The following is a 2,577-nucleotide window of genomic DNA, read 5'->3' on the forward strand; positions in this document are numbered from 1 at the left end:
GCGTTGTGTGCGCGCAACCTCTGGTAACAAGTTTTCAGACACGATATCCCTCAACTGCAGTGATCTGTCGTTAATTACATTCGTGTTAGGTAGAAAGTTCGGACGTAAGCTCATTCACGGCAATTGTTACCCGTTTGCAGCTTTTTGGAGTGAAGATACAGGATTTAGTAAAAGATATCACTGGATTACTTGTTTCCTAATCCGAGCGCCATGGCCGAAATTTCGGCGAAAACGCGGCCTCCAGGTCTGGATCCACTCTTTTAGGTTGTCGAAAAGCCTTACCTTTTGTACGTTGGAGGAGGACAAGTGCGCGACTTTGCTTCTCTAGCAGACCCTGCCGCTGCGCCGCGGAGTTTTTCGTCAACGAAATACATTTTGCTGTTCGTGCTGGCGATATCGGTCCTGGTTCCATCTGCCTTTCTTTTCGCTTACGGGTTTTACGATTATCAGCGCAGAATCGCCGAGGCGAATGACATCGTCGACCGAATCGCGCAAGTCGCTGAAGAACAGGCTCTGAAGGTACTTGATTTGAATGGCGAAATTAGCGGTCGCATTGTCGACATGCTTGGGGACGGCGACGACCTCACGATACGCGACAGTGAAGACACGATTCATAAGAACCTGATTGTGATTGGCGGCGCGTTTCCGCAGGTGGCCGGGATATCGGTGTTTGGAGTGAAGGGGGACCTGCTCGCAACCAGTCGTTATTTCCCAGCCCCGCCGGTGTCGATACGTGACAGGGACGATTTCAAGCAGGCAGAGGCCATTCGTCCCGAGGCTTACTTCTCGCTCCCACTGCGCGGCAAGGTGGCGCAAACCGACGTATTCACCACGAGCATCGGTCGCTCAGGCTACGACGGCAAATTTCTGGGTGTCGTTTCCATTGCTTTGCGAAGGGAATATTTTAATAGCTTTTATCGTGCCCTGACCAATGACGCAGCCGCCGTGAACGTTGCGCTCTATCGCAAGGACGGCGGCATCTTAGTTCGGTATCCCGACACTCGACCCGCTGCGGCGGCAGCCGCCTCCAACACCGCCTTTACCCAAGCACTGAAGAACAACGAGCTTTACGGTCACTTACAGATGACGTCGTCGGTCGATAAGCTTGAGCGAATTGTGGCTTTTCGCCGCGTTGGCGACTATCCCATCTATGTTGTTAGCGGGATTTCTTCGGTGGCGATCGCAAGCCAATGGCGCGATCATCTCGTCTTCATCACGCTCATCACCGCTCTTCCTTCTGCCGGAATATGGCTATTGGTTATGTTTTCACTCAGGCAGTTAAAGGCGGAAAAAATCGCTTGGGATAAATGGCAAATGGAAACTTCCAGGCGTGAATCTGCGGAGGCTTCAACGAGACAACTTCAGCGCGTAAGCGCATTGAGTAACCTCGTGGCGAGCATTGCCCACGAATTCAATAATCTTTTGATGGTGGTCTCAACGAATTCCGCCTTGGCTCGAAAAAAGGAATTCATGAATGTCGAGAAAGAAGTTGTCGCAGTGGAGCGCGCCGGCGTTGGTGCAGAATCTCTCGCAAGGCGGCTCATGAGCGTTGCACGAAAGCAGCCGCTCAAGCTCGAAAGTGTCGACCTTTTTTCTTGGCTGTCATCCGCCAAATCGCTTGTTGCTACCGCACTCGGTGAACGGGTTCATGTAAGCATTGAGGTCTCGCCCAGCGTCTGGCCCATCTTCGTCGACAAAACCGAACTCGAATCAGCCATCATCAACATCGCAATGAACGCAAAGGACGCGCTGCCCGATGGCGGGCGATTTGTGATTCGGTGCCAGAATTCGCAACTCCCGGCAAGGAACGACTTTTTGCCCGCGGGCGAATACATTTCCATGGCTTGCACCGACAATGGTTCCGGAATGAGCGACGACGTATTAAGCCGTGCATTCGAGCCTCTTTTCACGACCAAAGCACAAGGCGCACGCTTAGGACTGGGGCTCGCCCAAGTGCTGTCCGCAACAGAGCAAGCGGGCGGTACGGCTCGCGTCGATAGCATCCGTGGGAAAGGAACCACCGTCAGGCTTTATTTCCCCCGCCACTTGGTGCAACCCGTAGCGGTCGAAGAACCTGCGGCGGTCGTGCCGCTGCCGACCTTACGCATGAGCACGTCCGTATTGCTGGTTGAGGATAACGAAGAAGTTGCAGCCGGGGTGTCGGCGGTCCTCGAAATGATGGGGTGCAAGGTCCGGCATGAAGTTACCGCGGACGGCGCGATGGATCTTCTGAATACAGGAGCGACCTTCGACCTGATTCTTTCCGACATTCAAATGCCTGGCGCGATGAACGGCATTGACCTCGCCGAGCATGTTCTCAAGACGTGGCCCAGTGAAAACGTAACGCTGATGACAGGTTACGCAGACGAGATTGAACGGGCCACCTACGCCGGTGTGAAGATTTTAGCGAAGCCGTTCGACTTGGCCGAACTTGAAAAGCTGGTCGCCGAGAGCCGGTCCGACCAGGTTACTTGACTGCATCGTTGAGTTCAGACGGCCAACCCTAAGCTGTCCATCAAGACCGGATGTCTTGCTGCGAGCCAACGTCCTCTTCTGGCTCGACAGTGAGTAACATGA

The 2,577-nt window shown here is 53.9% G+C and carries 1 protein-coding gene; it reads left to right on the plus strand.

Features of this window, described 5'->3' with window-relative positions; all coding sequences use genetic code 11:
* Positions 1–306 precede the first annotated feature (306 nt).
* A complete protein-coding gene (locus tag ACFFAR_RS30560) occupies positions 307–2,475 on the plus strand; it encodes a response regulator (RefSeq protein ID WP_375509157.1) in 2,169 nt (722 codons plus the stop codon).
* The last annotated feature ends 102 nt before the right edge of the window (positions 2,476–2,577 follow it).

The organism is uncultured Caballeronia sp., assembly GCF_964243625.1.
Lineage (GTDB): Bacteria > Pseudomonadota > Gammaproteobacteria > Burkholderiales > Burkholderiaceae > Caballeronia.